11 protein-coding genes are annotated in these 13782 nt (G+C 65.1%); 3 read left to right on the plus strand and 8 right to left on the minus strand.

The window, feature by feature from the left end:
* Positions 1-59: 59 nt before the first annotated feature.
* The 8 genes from tssH to tssA all read right to left on the minus strand — a co-directional run bounded on the left by tssH (position 60) and on the right by tssA (position 9962).
* Positions 60-2735, minus strand: coding sequence for a type VI secretion system ATPase TssH (gene tssH, locus LGQ10_RS19855; protein WP_226522963.1), 2676 nt, complete (start codon positions 2733-2735; stop codon positions 60-62).
* On the minus strand, positions 2728-3780 hold the full coding sequence (gene tssG, locus LGQ10_RS19860) for a type VI secretion system baseplate subunit TssG (protein ID WP_058434500.1): 1053 nt from the start codon (positions 3778-3780) through the stop codon (positions 2728-2730). Before tssG ends, tssH begins: the two co-directional genes overlap by 8 nt.
* Positions 3744-5603, minus strand: a complete 1860-nt coding sequence (gene tssF / locus LGQ10_RS19865) for a type VI secretion system baseplate subunit TssF (protein ID WP_058434499.1) — start codon at positions 5601-5603, stop codon at positions 3744-3746. Before tssF ends, tssG begins: the two co-directional genes overlap by 37 nt.
* Positions 5600-6115 carry a type VI secretion system baseplate subunit TssE gene (gene tssE / locus LGQ10_RS19870; RefSeq protein ID WP_226522964.1) on the minus strand — a complete coding sequence of 172 codons (516 nt, stop codon included), beginning with the start codon at positions 6113-6115 and terminating at the stop codon, positions 5600-5602. The genes tssF and tssE overlap by 4 nt, the downstream gene beginning before the upstream one ends.
* 148 nt (positions 6116-6263) lie before the next feature.
* Positions 6264-6752 carry an Hcp family type VI secretion system effector gene (locus tag LGQ10_RS19875; RefSeq protein ID WP_011064257.1) on the minus strand — a complete coding sequence of 163 codons (489 nt, stop codon included), beginning with the start codon at positions 6750-6752 and terminating at the stop codon, positions 6264-6266.
* Between the two features lie 84 nt (positions 6753-6836).
* Positions 6837-8330: a type VI secretion system contractile sheath large subunit gene (gene tssC, locus LGQ10_RS19880; RefSeq protein ID WP_226522965.1), complete on the minus strand. Its 1494-nt coding sequence runs from the start codon at positions 8328-8330 to the stop codon at positions 6837-6839.
* A 15-nt stretch (positions 8331-8345) separates the two neighbouring features.
* Entirely contained in the window at positions 8346-8861 is a 516-nt protein-coding gene (gene tssB, locus LGQ10_RS19885; protein ID WP_058436126.1) for a type VI secretion system contractile sheath small subunit, read from the minus strand.
* Positions 8862-8942: 81 nt separating this feature from the next.
* The gene (tssA, locus tag LGQ10_RS19890) at positions 8943-9962 is read right to left on the minus strand and encodes a type VI secretion system protein TssA (RefSeq protein ID WP_226522966.1); all 1020 of its coding nucleotides are present in this window, start codon (positions 9960-9962) and stop codon (positions 8943-8945) included.
* Between the two features lie 393 nt (positions 9963-10355).
* On the opposite strand from tssA, the gene tagH reads away from it, so the two are divergent.
* Genes tagH through tssK form a run of 3 tightly spaced genes read left to right on the plus strand, consistent with a single transcriptional unit; the run spans position 10356 to position 13779 of the window.
* On the plus strand, positions 10356-11861 hold the full coding sequence (gene tagH, locus LGQ10_RS19895) for a type VI secretion system-associated FHA domain protein TagH (protein ID WP_226522967.1): 1506 nt from the start codon (positions 10356-10358) through the stop codon (positions 11859-11861).
* Positions 11862-11919: 58 nt separating this feature from the next.
* Positions 11920-12429: a type VI secretion system lipoprotein TssJ gene (gene tssJ / locus LGQ10_RS19900; protein WP_226522968.1), complete on the plus strand. Its 510-nt coding sequence runs from the start codon at positions 11920-11922 to the stop codon at positions 12427-12429.
* 15 nt (positions 12430-12444) lie between these two features.
* Positions 12445-13779 carry a type VI secretion system baseplate subunit TssK gene (tssK, locus tag LGQ10_RS19905; RefSeq protein WP_226522969.1) on the plus strand — a complete coding sequence of 445 codons (1335 nt, stop codon included), beginning with the start codon at positions 12445-12447 and terminating at the stop codon, positions 13777-13779.
* Positions 13780-13782: the final 3 nt, after the last annotated feature.

Below are 13782 nucleotides of genomic sequence, written 5' to 3' on the forward strand. Positions count from 1 at the left end.
CGCGCGACCGCTTCGCGGTCGTACGCAGCCTTCGGCAGCGGCTACAGGGTGCGCGGCGGTCAGGCCTGCTCGCTGAAGTCGTAGTGCAGTTCGTTGTCCCGCTGGCTGATGCGCACCCCGGCCAGGGCCTTGCCTTCGAGCATGCGCGTGAGGAACTCGCGGCTCATGTCCGGCAGCAGGCTGTTGGTCAGGATGGCGTCGATCATGCGGCCACCGCTTTCGGTTTCGGTGCAGCGCGAGACGATCAGGTCGATGACGGCATCGTCGAAGTCGAATGGCACCTTGTGGGTGCTTTCCACGCGCTTCTTGATCCGCCCCAGCTGCAGGCGGGTGATGGCCTTGAGCATCTCGTCGCTCAGCGGGTAGTAGGGGATGGTCACCAGGCGGCCCAGCAGTGCCGGCGGGAAGATCTCCAGCAGCGGCTGGCGCAGGGCCTTGGCGATCTCTTCCGGCTCCGGTACGTCCTGCGGGTTCTTGCAGACGTTGGCGATCAGCTCGGTGCCCGCGTTGGTGGTGAGCAGGATCAGGGTGTTCTTGAAGTCAATCATGCGCCCTTCGCCGTCTTCCATGACGCCCTTGTCGAACACCTGGAAGAACATCTCGTGCACGTCCGGGTGGGCTTTCTCCACCTCGTCCAGCAGCACCACGCTGTAGGGTTTGCGCCGCACCGCTTCGGTGAGCACGCCGCCTTCGCCGTAGCCGACGTAGCCGGGCGGGGCACCCTTGAGGGTGGACACGGTGTGGGCTTCCTGGAACTCGCTCATGTTGATGGTGATGACGTTCTGTTCACCGCCGTACATGGCTTCGGCCAGGGCCAGGGCGGTCTCGGTCTTGCCGACCCCGGAGGTGCCGGCCAGCATGAACACGCCGATCGGCTTGTTGGGGTTGTCCAGGCCCGCGCGGGAGGTCTGGATGCGCTTGGCGATCATCTGCAGGGCGTGGTCCTGGCCGATGATGCGCTTCTTCAGGTGCTGATCGAGGTTGAGCACGGTTTCCAGTTCGTTGCGGGCCATGCGTCCGACCGGAATGCCGGTCCAGTCGGCAACCACCGAGGCCACCGCCTGGTAGTCCACGGTCGGCAGGATCAGCGGGCTTTCGCCTTGCAGGGTGCTCAGGCGCTGCTGCAAGTCCACCAGCTTCTCTCGCAGGTCGTGGCTGTCGTCGCCAGCGTCGCTGTCGACCACGCCCACGTTGTCGCGCAGCTGGGCACGGGTGGCCAGCAGCTCATCCACCAGGGTCTTTTCCTCGCTCCAGCGGCTTTCCAGCTCGGCCAGGCGTTCGCGCTCGGCGGCCAGCAGGTTCTCGCTGTTGACCTGGCGCTGGCCGATGGCAACGCCGATCGCCTGTTCCCGGGCGATGATCTGCAGCTCGATTTCCAGGGCCTCGATGCGCCGACGGCTGTCATCCACTTCGGCCGGCACGGCATGCAGGCTGATGGCGACCCGGGCGCAGGCGGTGTCCAGCAGGCTCACCGACTTGTCCGGCAACTGGCGCGCCGGAATGTAGCGATGGGACAGCTTGACCGCCGCTTCCAGGGCCTCGTCTAGGATCTGCACCTGGTGATGCTGTTCCATGGTCGAGGCCACGCCGCGCATCATCAGCAGCGCCTTGTCTTCCGAAGGCTCGGCCACTTGCACCACCTGGAAGCGCCGGGTCAGGGCCGGGTCCTTCTCGATGTGCTTCTTGTACTCGGCCCAGGTGGTGGCGGCCACGGTACGCAGGGTGCCGCGGGCCAGGGCCGGCTTGAGCAGATTGGCCGCGTCGCCGGTGCCGGCGGCGCCACCGGCACCTACCAGGGTGTGGGCTTCGTCGATGAACAGGATGATCGGCTTGGGCGAGGCCTGGACGTCCTCGATGACCTGGCGCAGGCGCTGTTCGAACTCGCCTTTCATGCTGGCGCCGGCCTGCAGCAGGCCGACGTCGAGGCTGCGCAGTTCGACGTCCTTGAGCGCAGGTGGGACGTCGCCGGCGACGATGCGCAGGGCGAAACCTTCGACCACCGCGGTCTTGCCCACCCCGGCTTCGCCGGTGAGGATCGGGTTGTTCTGCCGGCGGCGCATGAGGATGTCCACCAGCTGGCGGATCTCTTCGTCACGGCCGACGATGGGGTCGAGCTTGCCGTTGCGGGCCTGCTCGGTGAGGTCGACGGTGAAGCGCTTGAGGGCTTCCTGCTTGCCCAGGGCGCTGGGGGCCATGGCGCCGCTGGCCTCGCCAGGCACCGCGCCGGCATTGAAGCCATCGCTGGCGGCCAGGGCGTTTTCCGGCGAGTCGCCGATGTATTCGTCGAAGCGTTCGGCCAGGGTCTCGACCTTGATCTTGTCGAACTCCCTGGACAGCCCCAGCAGCGCATGGCGCAGGCTCGGGGTCTTGAGGATGCCGATCACCAGGTAGCCGGTGCGGACCTGGCTCTCGCCGAACATCAGGCTGCCGTAGACCCAGCCGCGCTCTACCGCTTCCTCGACGTGGGACGACAGGTCGGTGATCGAAGTCGAGCCCCGGGGCAGGCGGTCCAGGGCCTCGGTCAGGTCCTTGGCCAGGCGCGCCGGCTCCAGGTTGAACTGGCGGATGATGCGGTGCAGGTCCGAGTCCTGCAGCTGCAGCAACTGGTGGAACCAGTGGGCCAGTTCCACATAGGGGTTGCCCCGCAACTTGCAGAAGACCGTGGCGGCTTCGATGGCTTTGTAGGCAACGCTGTTGAGTTTGCCGAACAGCGCCGCGCGACTGATTTCACCCATGCTCTGTGCTCCTTGGTGTTTGTGAGGTAGTGGCCTGATCGGCGTAGTGCCGGGCCAGAATGAGGTCCTTGGCATCGCTGCCGGGTTGGCCGAGCCAGGTGTTGAAACCCAGGCGCTGGCGGCCGTTGAGCTGCAGCTTGGGGACTTCGGCCTGGAGCAGGACCAGGTTCAGGTCCCAGTCCAGTTCGTGCCCCAGGTATTCGGCGACCCAGGCCACCAGCTCCTTGAACTGCTGGCCGTCGGGCAGCATTCCCAGGTAATCGTCCAGCTTCAGCGGGCCGAGGCAGATGCGGAATTTGTGCTGGCGGTCCCAGACATGGCTGCCCAGGCAGAAGTCCACGCCCAGCCGGTGGGCCTGGACGCCGACCCGGCTGCGCTCGGGCAGTTCCAGCCACTGGCCGACGTATTCCTCGATGGTCACCGGCAGGCCGAAATACTCGCCGATGATTGCCCGCAGGCCATCGGGGTAGCGGGTCTGGGCCGCCAGGTGGCCGCTGTAGTGCAGCTTGGCGGTGTCGGGTATCAGCCCCTGCTTGAGCAGGCTGGGCATGCCCCGGCCGCTCAAGGCCGCCAGGCGCGCCGACCAGTAGTCGTCGTCTGGACGGTCGTGGCTGACGGTCGGCCGGGCTTCGGCCCAGGCGCGGTAGAACAGGCTCAGCAGGCGATGGTGGAACACATCCAGGAAACGCTTGCTGGTGCTGTCGGCATTGTTGCGCTGGCGTTCGCGCACGTATTCGGTGAAGTGCAGCGGCATCGGCCCGTTGGGGCCGCCCAGGCCGAAGAAGAACTGTTCCAGGCGGGTGCTGCTGCCATCGTTGCCCGGGGTGATCGAGGCCAGCGTCGCGGGAGCGAAGGTGCAGTCGGCCTGTTGTCCCAGGCGCAGGGGATCGTCTGCCAGGCGCAGGGAGTGACCGAAGCGCGGCAGTTGCGGCGACAGGCATTCGATACGCCGCAGGGCCTGGAAGAAGTCGTACTCCCAGGGCTCGGCGTGCATCGCCGCCAGCGTATTCAAAGAGTCGGACGACGTCCGGGCTTGGCTTTCCATCGCATGATCTCGCCGCGTTCGGTGGTACGGATCACCGTCTCGGTAAAACTGTTGATCGACACGTAGCGTGCCAGGAAGCGTTCGAACACCGCGCCGAGCAGGAACACCCCGGTGCCGCGGAACGCGTTTTCATCGAACTCCAGGGTGATCTCCAGGCCGCGGCCGAAGACGATCGGCCCGGGCATCGGCAGGCGCCGGGTCACGGCCTTGCTGCTGACCTCGCGCAGGCCTTCGATCTGCAATTGCAGGGCTGCGTCATTGCTGTCGCCATACAGCCGCAGCAATTCGCGCAGGGCCGCCGCGCCCTGGCCCTGTTCGCTCAACGACAGGTAGTTCAGCGACAGCTGGCTGATCAGGCGCCAGGCCTTGCCGTCGTGGGCATGGCTGGGACGTGGCCGGCTCGGCCCGGCGAGGCAGCGGATGGCCTGTACCGGGGCACTGTCGGCCAGGGTGAAGTCGGTCTTGCCGCTGCCTGCGTTCATGAACAGCGGCAGGTCGCGGTTGGTGCACAGGGCGCCGACGCCGAGCTGGCGCAGGTCATGGCGATAGGGCGCCTGCTGGCTGTCCACCAGGCTGACGAAGGATTCGCTGCCGATGTAGGTCGAGCGCGGGCCGTTGCGTCGCTGGTCGCTGGACAGCACGCGTGGCTCGCGGCGCAGGATGTAGTAGGCCTGGTCGCGGCCGTAGCGTGAGGGATCGCGTACCGCGTAGAACGGCAGGAACGGCTGTTCCGGCCCGGTGCCGTGGCCGCTCAGGGCGCTCAGCGAATGAACCTCGTAGTCCATCGGCCGGGTACGGTCGGCGATCACGTGGTGCTCGTTGACCCGGTCGGACAGGTGGATACGGTCCAGGCGCTTGGGGAACAGGTTGATCGCCGGGGTGCAGAAGGGCACGAACTGCTGGGTGCCGACGCTGCCTTCCAGGCTTTGCTCGAAGCGCTCGAACAGCACGATCAGCTCCAGTTCCTGACCGGCGCAACGCTGGACCGCACGGCCCAGCTGGGTGAACTCGACGAAGAGGAACCGGTTGGGCAGGGCGAAGTATTCCTGCAACAGGCGGTAGCCCTGGAAGGCCTGGGGCACCACGGGCAGCGCTGCATCGCGGTCGTCGAAACCGCGCGAACGCAGGGCGTCCAGGGGCAGGCGCTCGACCCAGTCGCCGCCCGGGGCCCGGGCAAAGATCGCGCAGGCGTTGCCCAGCAACTGTTCGTAAAGGCGAAACGGCAGCTCGTCGTTGCCGTTCAGGTACAGCGGCAACTCGTCCAGGGCCAGGCTGTTGAAGGGCAGTTCGGCACCGGTGCGCAGGGTCAGGCGCAGGCCGGCCTTGGCCTTGGGCTCGCTGGCGGCCAGGCGTCCGAGCACCGCTGTCGGGTTGCCGAAGTACTCAGCCTGGCTGACTTTCAGTGGCCACAGGGTCACGGGGTGGGCGGTGCGGTACTCGCAGCACGTCTGGGTGTCGCGGCCCAGTGCCGCACGCAGGCTGGTATCGCGCTCCAGGGTGAAGCCGCTGCTCAGGCTGCCTTCGTCGGGATCGGCCTGCAGTTGCACCACGGTCATCGACGGGGTCGGCGCCAGGTAGTGCGGGTAGGCGATCTCCAGCAGGTTGTGGGTGAAGGTCGGGTACTCGGCGTCGAGCTTGAGCTGCACCCGTGCAGTCAGGTAGGCGAAACCTTCCAGCAGGCGCTCGACATAGGGGTCGGCGCAGTCCATCCCCGACAGGGTCAGGCGGCTGGCGATCTTCGGGAATTCCTTGGCGAACTCCGCGGCGCTTTCGCGCACGTGGTGCAGTTCCTGGTTGTACAGCTCCAGCAGGCGCGGGTTCATGAGCGCCTCCGGGAATCGCCCTGGACCACCCGGACGTGCCCGGACTCCAGGTCCATGTCGGTTTGCAGCAGCAGGCGCAGGGGCATCGGCTGGGCCCACAGGTCGCCTTCGATCTCGAAGCTCAGGGCGTTGTGGTTCATCTCGCCGGGCGCAGTGCGCGCGCGGACCCTCAGGGTGCTGCGCAGGATCCTCGGTTCATAGGTGGCGATGGCCTGGTGGATCAGGTTTTCCAGGGCCGGGATATCGATGCTCGACGCGCTGTAGCCAGCCAGGGCGGGTAGTCCGTAGTTGACCACCGAGGAGCCGGCGGGGGTATGCAGGGTAGCGTCGGCTTCGAGCAATGAGGTGGTGTTGAGCAGCCAGGCCAGGTCGCGCAGTACCGAAGCCTTGAGCTGGCTCAGGGACAACACGCGTTTGTCGGGGCTTTCTTTCAGGTTGCCGGGGTCGTCGTCGGTCAGACGATCCAGCAGGGAAGGTTGCAAGCGATCGCGGGCGGCGATGTCGGTTACCAAGGGGTTCGCTCCAGGATCGGATTGCGCAGGCAGAACGTCAGGTAAATGGATGCAGCCTCAAACGCACAAGCCTGTGGCCGCTGCCGCAGGCGGCGCGACCCGGGGTGAACCCCGGGGCGCTTGCCACCTGCGACGCGGCCGCAGCGGATCAGCGCTTGGTGTTCGAACGGATGTTCCAGCCGTACTTGATCGGACCGCCGTCCTTGGTGCCGTCGGCTTTCTGCGGCTGGTACTCGACCATCACCTGGGCGAAGTTCAGGGTGATGTTCTCGGTCAGGCGGTCATCGCTGCCCGAACCGCCGGTGCTCAGCGAGGTGATCAGCACTTCTTCCAGGTCGATGATCATGTACTCGACCTGGCTCTCGCCGCCGGCCTTGCGCACGGTCAGGCGCACCTTGTCGATGTGCTTGCCGCTGGAGCAGTGCATCATCAGGTTCGGCGATGCCTTGTCGACGTACTTGGTCAGCGACAGGTCCTGGATGTTGACCTTGCCCGCGCCGCCGCCACCGCCTACGTGCATGTTGCCGGACTGGGACATGCCCCAGCTCCAGTTCAGCACGTCGATCTCGTCCTTGTGGGCTTTGTCCATGGACTCGCCCTTGATGTCACCGATCTTGATGAAAATATCAACAGCCATGTTTTCTCCCTGTGTGGCATTGGCCACGATGTTTATTCAGCGTTGTCGCCACTGCCGCAGAGCAGGCAGTGGCTACAGGTTGGGTCAGGCGCCTTTTGCCGATGGCAGCTTGGATACCAGGCGCAGCGAAACGGTCAGTCCTTCGAGCTGGTAATGCGGGCGCAGGAAGAACTTGGAGTTGTAGTAACCCGGGTTGCCTTCGACTTCCTCGACCACCACCTCCGCCGCGGCCAGCGGGTGCTGGGCCTTGGTGGTTTCGGTGGAGTGCGCCGGGTCGCCGTCGACGTAGTTGAGGATCCAGTCCTGCAGCCAGCGCTGCATCTCGTCCTTCTCTTTGAAGGAGCCGATCTTGTCGCGCACGATGCACTTCAGGTAATGGGCGAAGCGGCAGGTGGCGAACAGGTACGGCAGGCGCGCCGCCAGGTTGGCGTTGGCGGTGGCGTCCGGATCGTCGTACTCGGCCGGTTTCTGTAGTGACTGGGCACCGATGAAGGCTGCGAAGTCGGTGTTCTTCTTGTGCAGCAGCGGCATGAAGCCGTTCTTCGCCAGTTCGGCCTCGCGACGGTCGGAGATGGCGATCTCGGTCGGGCACTTCATGTCCACGCCACCGTCGTCGGTGGGGAAGGTGTGGGCCGGGAGGTTCTCCACCTCGCCGCCGGACTCCACGCCGCGAATCCGCGAGCACCAGCCGAAGTGCTTGAACGAGCGGTTGATGTTGACCGCCATGGCGTAGGCCGCGTTGGCCCAGGTGTACTTGGAGCTGTCGGCGCCGTCGGTGTTTTCCTCGAAGGCGAAGGCTTCCACCGGATCGGTCTTGGCACCGTAGGGCAGGCGCGCCAGGAAGCGCGGCATGGTCAGGCCGATGTAGCGCGAGTCTTCCGATTCACGCAGGGAGCGCCAGCCGGCGTACTCCGGAGTGGTGAAGATCTTGGTCAGGTCGCGCGGGTTCGACAGTTCCTGCCACGAGCCCATGCCCATCACGGTCGGCGATGCTGCGGAGATGAACGGCGAGTGCATGGCCGCACAGACCTTGGACAGCTCGCCCAGCAACTCGACGTCCGGTGGCGACTGGTCGAAGTAGTAGTCGCCCACGAGGCAGCCGTAAGGCTCGCCGCCGAACTGGCCGTATTCCTCTTCGTACATCTTCTTGAACATCGGGCTCTGGTCCCAGGCCGTACCCTTGAATTTCTTCAGGGTCTTGTGCAGCTCCGGCTTGGAGATGTTGAGCACGCGGATCTTCAGTTGCTCGTCGGTCTCGGTGTTGTTGACCAGGTAGTGCAGGCCGCGCCAGGCGCTTTCCAGCTGCTGGAATTCCGGGTGATGGATCACCTGGTTGACCTGGGCGGTGAGCTTGGCGTCGATGGCGGCGATGATCGACTCGATCGACTTGATCGCATCGTTGGACACCAGGTCGGTCTGCGCCAGGGCCTGCTCGGCCAGGGTGCGTACCGCAGTTTCCACGGCTTCACGGGCGCGTTCGGTCTTGGGCTTGAATTCTTGCAGCAGCAGCGAGGCGAACTCGCTGGCTTGCTCGGTGGTGCCAGGCTGGGCCTGATTGTCACGCATCGATTCGGTCATGATCGTTGGTCCTGATTAAGCGTTCGGCTCGGAGTCCACAGGCTTTGGCGCACTCGCCAGGGCCTGGAGCAACGCCGGATCCTTGATGGCTTTCATGATGATTTCTTCAGCGCCGGTCTTGCCGTCCATGTAGGTCAGCAGGTTGGCCAACTGGGTGCGGGCTTCCAGCAACTGGTTCAGCGAGTCGACCTTGCGCGCCACCGCCGCAGGGCTGAAGTCGTCCATGCTCTCGAAGGTGATGTCCAGGCTCAGGTTGCCTTCGCCGGTCAGCTCGTTGGGCACATGGAACGCCACGCGCGGCTGCATGGCCTTGAGGCGCGAGTCGAAGTTATCGACGTCGATCTCCAGGAACTTGCGGTCGGCCACCGGGGCCAGGGGCTCGGCAGGCTTGCCCGCCAGGTCGGCCATGACACCCATGACGAAGGGCAGCTGGACCTTCTTCTCGGCGCCGTAGAGCTCGACGTCGTATTCGATCTGTACCCGGGGCGCGCGGTTGCGCGCGATGAACTTCTGAGAACTTTGCTTCGCCACGTTGTGCTCCTGGTCGCTGCTGCGACGGTGTTGGCGTCGGTCGGTGATTGCCGTTGACGTTACTGATCGGTCCGCCCGGGATTAGTCGGATTCGGGGCCGCGCAGGTTTTCAAATTGGGACATGCCATCGGGGATCAGATTACGCACGATGGCCGCGAAGTCGGCGTTGACCAGGTTCTTGGCCCGGTTGAGCAAAACCGGCAGCGGGCTCGAAGGCTCGTGGCGGCTGTAGTACGCCAGCAGTCGGTCGAGGCTGCGCAGCACGTCGTCGCGGCTGCTGATCTCTGTGCTAGTGCGCGGTTGGGGCTGTGCCGCTGGCGCGCTGGAACCTTCCTGGGCCGGGTCCTGGGCTGCTGCTTCAGCAGGCGCTTCGGCGCCCTGCGGGGCGTGCTGGCCCAGCACCTGGAGTGCCAGGCGCAGCGGCTGCTTGAGGGCGCTGAGGTCCACGCCGCTGGCGGAGCCGACCTGTTCGCTGACTTGCTTCTCGATGGATTCGGCTGCCGAGCGAGCGTTGCTCAAGGCAGTGCGAATGGCTTCCAGGTGCGAGGGGTCGCTGTCTTGCAAGGCGCCGGCCAGATGGTCGGCGCCCAGGCTCTCGCCGGAAAAGTGCTGCAGGCCGGCTGCGTTCAGGGCGGCGCGCAGGCTGACCGGGCCGAAGGTCCGGGATCGTGTGAGCATGGCTTCGCGCAGCAGGCCGATGGTGGTATCGGACGCCAGGCCGGCGAGGGCGTTGATACGCACGGTGGGGTCGTTGTCGTCGTCGGCGTCCAGGCGTGGATGCAGGTCTGCCCAGTAGTCGCGCAGCAGGCCGTCGATCAGTTCGAGGCTGGTGGCCAGGCCTGGCAGGCCTTCGAGGGCCAGGGTGCTCTGCAACAGGAAGTGAGTGATGCGCAGGTCTTTGCTGCGCGACAGCAGGTCCAGGCTTTGCTGCTGGACGCTGCGCCACTCCGGCGGCTCGGCCGGGAGGATCGAGTCGCCCATGCTGCGCTCCGGCTGGCCTTGGGCAGACCGCTCCAGGTGCAAGAAATCCGCGTCATATTCCAGGTCTTCGCCGCATGGCGAAGTTGCTGAAATCGCGGTGAGCAACATCGGTACATCCACCTGGTTTGATCTCCCTATCGGCCTGCAGGACAGTCAGGCAGTTAATGCACTAGTTTGTTTGTGAACTCGCGCACATTTCTTGGTTTATATGGACTCGTTGATACTAGTGAGCCATCATCCGTGTTCAAGAAGTTGTGCATTTTTGGTGTAGTAGTTGTGCCTTGTCAAGGTAAGCTATTCGCCCTGCATGACAGCGTTATGTCGCCTTATTGACTCCTTGACCGGTGGGTCAGATTGAGGTGCAAAAAAAGGCTTTTGTCATCTGTGTAGATTAAGTTGAGCGATGATGCTGTGAACGGCGCGGTTTAAGGGATTTTTTGCGGGCTTTTCATATTTTTACGGAACTTTTTTCCCGACGCCGGTTCGCACGCGGAAGTACAGCAAGGAGGCGCGATGTCGCTGTGTCTGACTATCACTAGTTATCATAAGATTACCCCCGGTCAATGCCCTGAGAAACTAATGGACCAGGGCATGATGGCAATTGGCCGTAGTTCTGATAATGACTGGGTACTTCCTGATCCCGAGCGTTTAGTCTCCGCGCGACACTGCGTCATCCAATACAAGGATGGTCGCTATTATCTGACCGATAACAGTACTAATGGTGTGGAGTTGGTCCGCGCCGGTATTCGCATGCGCCGAGGCACCAGCGAGCTACTGGAAGATGGCGAGACTATCCGGATTGGCGATTACGAGATCAGTGCACGAATCGATTTCAATCTAAGCCGTTCCCAGGTCGAGGCGTTTGCCGGGGACAATGCCAACAGTTTCGAAGCGCTGATGGGCCGCCAGTCGTCGGCGCCTGCGCCCATCGAGCCGATTTCCATGGCGCCGGTGGCGCATTTCCAGGGCGCGTCGGCCCAGGACACCTTTCCTGACCTTTTCGACTTCCTGAGCCCGAGCGCGACTCCGCCGGCCACTCAGCCCGATCACGTCCCGGCCGAACAGCACGACTTCCGTCCTCCGACCCCGACGGCCATCCCGCAACCCGTGCCCCAGGTTGCACCGCCTGCTCCGGCACCCCAGGGTGCGGCCACGATCCCCGAGGATTGGGATCTGTTCGGCGAGACGCCGGCCCGCCCCGCACCCGCGCCGCTGCCCGAGTTCGCGCCAGGGGTGCCGCCTGTCGCGACGCCGTTCGCCGACCTGGCGGGTTTTGACGCACCCTCTGCGCAACCGCAACCGCAACCGCAACCGCAACCGCAACCGCAACCGCAACCGCAACCGCAAGCCGCTGCGCCGGTTGCACCTGTCGCGCCCGTCGCCCCGGTGACGCCCGTGGCCAGTGCGCCCGCCGCCGAGCCTGCGCCACAGACAGACTTGCTCCAGGCGTTCCTGCGTGGCGCCGGGCTCGACCACCTGCGTATCGACCCGCAACAGGCCCAGGCACAGATGGAAAACCTGGGGCGCAGCTATCGCCTGATGGTCGAGGGGCTGATCGACGTACTGCGCGCCCGCAGCAGCCTCAAGGGCGAATTTCGCATGCAGCAGACGATGATTCGCCCGGTGGAGAACAACCCGCTGAAGTTCGCCCCCAATGTCGATGAGGCGATGCTCTTGCTGTTGCGTCACAGCAACCAGGCATTCATGGCCCCTGACCAGGCGGTGCAGGACAGTTTCGACGACCTGCGGGCCCACCAGCTGGCGGTCATGGCCGGCGTGGAGGCGGCCATCAAGCACCTGCTCGGGCGTTTCGAGCCCGGCGAGCTGGAAGCCCGCATGAACAAGCCAGGCGGCCTGGGCAATCTTTTCAGCGGCTCGCGCCAGGCGCAGAACTGGCAGCAGTTCACCGCGCTCTACAATCAGATTTCACGTGAGGCCCAGGATGATTTCCAGGACCTCTTCGGCCGCGAGTTCAGCCGCGCCTACGAAGAACATACCCACCGGCTGCGCCGCTCCTGAGCGCGCCTGGAACCCCATACGGATACACGGACAGCTGATACGTCATTGAGGACGCAGGATGATTCAACGATTGCTGACATTGGTCGCCATGCTGGTACTGGTGGCTTGTGCCAAGGACACCCCGCCACCCGCCGCCGAGCCGGCCAAGGACGGACCCGGCGCCACCTCGGTGGAGCTGCACTTCCAGGCGACGCCCGGGCTCAACCCCAGCCCTGATGGCAGCAGCACGCCGGTGCGGGTGCGGATCTTCGAGCTGAAGAACCCGGCAGCCTTCATGCGTGCCGACTACTTCGCCCTGGCGGAACGGGCCGCGGCCACCCTGGGTCCCGACCTGATCGACCAGGACGAAGTGCTGGTGCAGCCCGGCGACCAGTTCACCCTCAAGCGCACCCTGGACCCGGCCACCCGCCAGGTCGGGTTGCTGGTGGGTTTTCGCGAGATCGACCGGGCCCTGTGGCGGGTCAGCGTCAACACCGCGCCGCGCCTGAACAACGCATATCAGATCAGCCTCGACCTGCGCGCGGTCAGCGCCGAACTCGCGGCGTCCCCATCCAGCCCTGACCAATAGGCAATCGGAGCAACCATGTCCTGGAACAATCGAGTGGTCTGGTCGGAAGGCATGTTCATCGGAACCCAGCACTTCCAGCAGCACGACCGTTACCTGGAAAACCTCATCGACGCCCGCAACCGTCCGCTGTCGGCCGGCGCCTGGGGGTTCTCCGAGCTGCGCATCGACCAGGGCCTGCTGGCCCAGGGCAAGCTGGCCATCATCAGCGCCCGCGGGCTGTTGCCCGACGGCACGCCGTTCAATATTCCCCATGACGACCTGGCGCCCAGCCCGCTGAGCATCGATGACAACCTGCGCGATGGCCTGGTGTACCTGGCCCTGCCGCTCAAGCGCGCCGGCGCCCGCGACACCGTGGATGAAGGCGAGGAGCTGGGTGGCGCGCGCTACCTGAGCCAGGTCCGCGAGGTACGTGACGACAACGCGCCCTTCGAGAACCGCGCGCCGGTGGCCGTGGGCTCCCGCGCGTTGCGCCTGCTCACGGCCCAGGATGGCCTCAACGACTACGCCGCCGTCGGTGTGGTGCGGGTCAAGGAAAAGCGCGCCGACCGTGCCCTGGTGCTGGACGACAGCTACATCCCGCCGTTGCTGGACGTGGCGGCCTCCAAGCCGCTGAGTGCCTTTCGCAGCGAGCTGCTGGGCCTGCTGCACCAGCGTGGCGAGGCCCTGGCCGGACGCGTGGTGGCCTCGGGGGCAGGCGGCGCTTCGGAAATCGCCGACTTCATGCTGCTGCAACTGGTGAACCGCGCGCAGCCGCTGGTCAGCCACCTGAACCAGATCAGCCCGTTGCATCCGGAGCGCCTGTACAGCGAGCTGGTGAGCCTGGCTGGCGAGTTTTCCACCTTCTCCAGCAGCAACCGGCGCCCGGCGGAGTATCCGCAGTACCAGCATGACGAGCTGGCGTTCAGTTACGCCCCGGTGATGCAGGCGCTGCGCGAAGCCCTGTCGATGCTGATCGACAGCAAGGCGACACCGATTCCGATCGTCGAGAAGGCCTACGGTGTGCACGTGGCGATGCTGGCCGACCGTACCTTGCTGGACAACGCCAGTTTCATCCTGGTGGTGCGCGCCGACGTGCCGGGCGAGACCCTGCGCGGGCGCTTTGCCCAGCAGAGCAAGGTCGGTTCGGTGGAGCACATTCGCGACCTGGTCAACTTGCAGCTGCCGGGCATCGGCCTGTTGCCGCTGCCGGTGGCGCCACGCCAGTTGCCGTACCACGCAGGCTCCACGTACTACGAACTCGATCGCGGCAGCGAGCACTGGAAGCAGCTGGCTCATTCCGGTGGCTTTGCGTTCCACGTTGCCGGGGAATTCCCGGGGTTGAACCTGGCCTTCTGGGCCATTCGAGGATAAGTC

It is taken from the genome of Pseudomonas sp. L5B5, assembly GCF_020520285.1.
Classification (GTDB): Bacteria; Pseudomonadota; Gammaproteobacteria; order Pseudomonadales; family Pseudomonadaceae; genus Aquipseudomonas.